This window comes from uncultured Thiodictyon sp. (assembly GCF_903946935.1).
GTDB lineage: Bacteria > Pseudomonadota > Gammaproteobacteria > Chromatiales > Chromatiaceae > Thiodictyon.
The window spans coordinates 1-3,549 of record NZ_CAJAXH010000320.1; the positions used below are offsets into that span (position 1 = coordinate 1).

4 protein-coding genes are annotated in these 3,549 nt (G+C 60.9%); all 4 read right to left on the reverse strand.

Annotated elements, in window-relative coordinates; translation table 11 throughout:
- Window positions 1-119 precede the first annotated feature (119 nt).
- Entirely contained in the window at window positions 120-1,121 is a 1,002-nt protein-coding gene (locus tag QZX93_RS27185; RefSeq protein WP_295386117.1) for a hypothetical protein, read from the reverse strand.
- A gap of 337 nt (window positions 1,122-1,458) precedes the next feature.
- The gene (locus QZX93_RS27190; protein ID WP_295386119.1) at window positions 1,459-1,872 is read right to left on the reverse strand and encodes a PIN domain-containing protein; all 414 of its coding nucleotides are present in this window, start codon (window positions 1,870-1,872) and stop codon (window positions 1,459-1,461) included.
- On the reverse strand, window positions 1,865-2,131 hold the full coding sequence (locus QZX93_RS27195; RefSeq protein ID WP_295386120.1) for a hypothetical protein: 267 nt from the start codon (window positions 2,129-2,131) through the stop codon (window positions 1,865-1,867). Before QZX93_RS27195 ends, QZX93_RS27190 begins: the two co-directional genes overlap by 8 nt.
- 12 nt (window positions 2,132-2,143) lie before the next feature.
- Window positions 2,144-3,397: a hypothetical protein gene (locus QZX93_RS27200; protein ID WP_295386122.1), complete on the reverse strand. Its 1,254-nt coding sequence runs from the start codon at window positions 3,395-3,397 to the stop codon at window positions 2,144-2,146.
- Window positions 3,398-3,549: the final 152 nt, after the last annotated feature.

The window sequence follows — 3,549 nt, forward strand, 5'->3', positions numbered from 1 at the left end:
CCTCACGAAGGTTCACGCACGGGGCCTCGGACAGTAAGGGGACCGACGTGCTTTATACCCGGGCCACCTGGCGTTGTCCAGTGTTGCGGACAACCGCCGGTTGCAACAGAGAGTCCTGGCTAGAACGGTTCCGCCCTGGGCTCTGTGTCCTCTGTGGTTGACTCTTCCGGGTTAAGGACTGCCGCACGGTCGGCCTCGTCGAAGCCGTAGAGATCGAATGCGAGCGCGTCGATCTCGGCCTGGATTCTGGCCAATTGGGCCACGATGGCAGGCGGGTCGTAGTCGCCCATGCGATGGCGCAGGACCACCGGCAGCAAGAAGGCGTGGGAGTTTTCGGTTGTGGTGTCGAGGGTACGTTTCAGCGACCAGGCACAGCGACCGAGCGCGGCGAGTTGTTGGTGTTGTTCGGCAGTCAGGGTTGGGATAGGTGTCTGCTGAATCAGCCCGACTTCAAATGACTGCGCCAACTCGACACGGGCCAACTGCACTGACACCAGTAGACCGAATGCACTGCTGTTCAGCAAGCAGGCGAGCATCAAGAGTTCATCTGGATCATCTTCCGCGACAAATGCTGCCGGACCCTTATCCGCAAAAATGCAACCCGCGGGCATTACCCTAAAGCTGAGGCCATTGGTCCGTCGTGGCCAAGTTAGGCCGGGGCGAAGAAAATGCTGCACGGAGGCTGGCTTTTCTAATGGCCGATTCACTGTGCCGAGAAACCCAAAATAGGTATTCTGGCTTGAACTCCAGTGAATAACCGTATCAATGTCGTAATAGTAAGGTGAGAACGAACCGCCCTTTGCCCACGCTATCCAACATGGGTCTGTGCCGGTAAATTCTCCTTCCCACCAAGCGCGCACATACCGAAAATCATCATTTAATGGATTGGTAGAGCAAACAAGTCGAGCAGGAGGCTTGTTTGCCGCTTCACAACGCAGATACCCGGTCCGCACCGCATCACTCACCCAATACGCAAATGGCTTCCCCGGCACCGCATCAAAGGCCTCCGGCACCACCTCGAAAAGACGCGGGTCGGTCTCGCCCTGGCGCAGCCGCGCGCAAGCGGTGGATAGCCCAGCCTCCTTGTCCGCCTCGGTCAGCAGGCGCAAGAAAATAGTCATCCGCCGCACCATTTATTCATCACTGATTCTCCTCTCTTCCTCTGCTCTGTGCCCTCGGTGGTGACGCTTCGGCGCGAAATTCTGGCAGTTTATCCCACACCGCCTGTTCCTGATCACTCAGTGACCACGCTAGAGGGTCGGAATCAACGGCTATCGCCCCCGTGCCCGAAAACTCCGCAAGCAGCGTGACCAACACGGCGACGGGCCGCGGAATCCAGACTGGCTCTTCGAAGGTGAGGGTGCCAGACGGTGACAACGTGGCTCTCAAGGTAGGTAACATGATATTACACCTTGATGTAACCTGATCGAAGCATGAACGGCCGGCCACAACATCGGGTCATTGCGTCACGGCTCGCACTGAGCGCATGGGAATCTCGCGGACCCGAAACATGGGTTTGCCTGGCTTTTCAGCGGAAACAAATTCGTCTACCTGCGCAGCGATGGCCAGGGCAACATGGACGGCGTCCATCGCCGCGATTCCATAGCGTTGCGCCAACTCATGGGCCTGATGCAGTGCGGCAATTTGCCAGGGAATTACCTCGGCCTGGTCGAAGATCGCTTGATAAAACGCCTGCTCATTGTGTTGTTTGTGATACAGCGACTTAGGCATAACCTCCAGCCAAACCGCATCGCTGACGACCAACCTGCGGTCCGGATCATCAAGGATGGCGAGGGCTCGCGCGCCGGTATCGTCCTTCACTTGCCAGGCGGCGATCAGCAAGTTTGCGTCGAGATAGGTCCGTTTAGACATCGGCTACGCCACCGCGACGCTGGCGCGCCTCTTCATCGAGTTCATCGTCGCTCAACAGTTTGCCGCCGCCCCGAACGTAGGCGCGGCGCAGTTCAATCAGTTTGCGCCCCAGTTCAGTGCGAGGCTGGTAATGATCGGTGACGGCATCGCCCGTTACCGGTTCCAGATGAATCCGAACCAAGGTGCCGGCCGGCACCTCATCCGGCACAGGCACAAAGTGATCAGTGCTCACCCGGGCTTCAAACGTCAGGCTGTTCATGCTGTTGCCTCTTTATGACTTAACCAAACAATAGGCCGCCGCCTCGACCATCGCGTCATCCATCACCCCGTGCCCCAGGTCGGCCATGACCTCCGGCCGGGCCAGGCCCAGCACGACGTCTTCCCGCCATTTCTGGAAGCTGGAGAGGAAAAAGCAGGTCCGCGAGGTGATGGCGCCCAGCCGCCCGCCCGGCCGCAACAGCTCCAGCCCACGCTCGACGAAGATGGCCAGCAGGTCGTTCTTACCACGCGGATAGGCCTTACCCAACGCGTCTTTGACCCCGCTGGACAGTGCACCAAAGGGCGGATTCATCACCACCACATCGAACACTTCGCGGCATAGGTCGATCAGACTCAGCCCTTGTAGCACGTCCTGGGCGAACAGACGGCCCTGATAGGTGGACTGCGCCGCCTGGGCGAACCCGGTCAGCGCCTCGCGTAACCGCGCCTCGGCCTGCTGCCAGTGCTCCCGCTCCATGGCGGCAAACAGGCCGGTACCTTTGCCGACAAAGACCTGGCGGATCAGGTCCGGAAGTTCACACTCTGTTCGCAGCAAGACGCCCAGTTCGGGCAGCCCTTTCAATAATTGTAGGGTCTTTTCGAATAGCTCGGCATCCAGCCGATCCAGCGTCGCGGTCAGCTGCTGACGCAGATCCGGTTCCGCCGGCGGAGCCACGGCCGCGACCACATGACCACGGCCGATCGCGGGGCGGTCTTTGGCCCGGACACCGGCCGCGTGCCAGGCACGCTGTGCGCGCAGCCACAGTGCCAGAGAGGCGATCTGTGCGGCGCGCGGGTCGATGTCAACACCGTAGATATTGTGTTCGATGATCAGACGCGGCACGTCGCGCAGCATGGCCGCCGCGTCGGCATAGGTCTGGCACAGTGGCTGCAAATCCGCCTGTGCCTGGGTGGACACGTCCAGCGAGCCGGGGCCGTGCTGCTGCTCCCAGTCCCAGGCATCCCGGTAGATCTCCAGGAAAAGGTCGAAGGCATACAAGCCAAAGTGCATGGACCCACACGCCGGGTCGAGCAGTTTCAGGGTCCGGGGATCGCGCAGTTTGGTCGTTGCCGGCGGCGTCTCATCAGGCTTGACCAGTAGGTACTGGCAGCCCTCACGCAAGGCACTGCGGCCGCCGGTGGCGTTGAACCACATCCGGCCCAAGGTGTTGTCGACCAGGAACTCCACCACATAGCGTGGAGTGAAGAACTGGTTGCGTACCGCCAGCTCGCGGCTGTTGCGCGGCGCCTGGCTGGCGTCGCGCATGGCCTTGCGCTCCTCACGGCAAATCCGTTCTAGCCCGCCGTGGCTGGCCGTCCCCGCCGACGGCGGGAATTTTCGGTCATGCCCAGGTAGTCGAACACCAGGCGGACGTTGCGTGCCAGGCGCTGGATGGTGGCGGCGACGGTGTCGCGGGA